The organism is Hyphobacterium sp. SN044 (genome assembly GCF_021864465.1).
Lineage (GTDB): Bacteria > Pseudomonadota > Alphaproteobacteria > Caulobacterales > Maricaulaceae > Hyphobacterium.
Genome location: NZ_JAKKUV010000068.1, coordinates 1 through 280, shown reverse-complemented (window position 1 = coordinate 280; position 280 = coordinate 1). Strand labels below are relative to the sequence as shown.

The following is a 280-nucleotide window of genomic DNA, read 5'->3' as shown; positions in this document are numbered from 1 at the left end:
AGCGCAATTCGCTTCTACGGAAACCAAGGAGGCCATCATGAGCGCATGGGGAATATTAATGTGTCTACTGCTCGCGAGCGCAGCATCGGCGCAGGACACCGCAACGGTAGCGCCGGTACCGGATAAGGTCTCGCCAGGCGTACAGCAAGCGCTAGCGCAGGGAGCCACCATGCTCCCTCTGTTTATCGAGCTGCAAGACCAGCCGCAAGCGGAAATCTTGCAACGGATGGAGGCCGAGACTCCACGTCTTGCAGTGGCGAAATCCACATTTGAAAAACTG

Annotated in this window: 1 protein-coding gene; it reads left to right on the top strand. The window is 57.1% G+C overall.

Annotated features, from left to right (window positions below):
• Positions 1–37: 37 nt before the first annotated feature.
• The coding region (locus L5876_RS14685) for a hypothetical protein (protein WP_236957106.1) at positions 38–280 on the top strand (243 nt) is incomplete at its 3' end.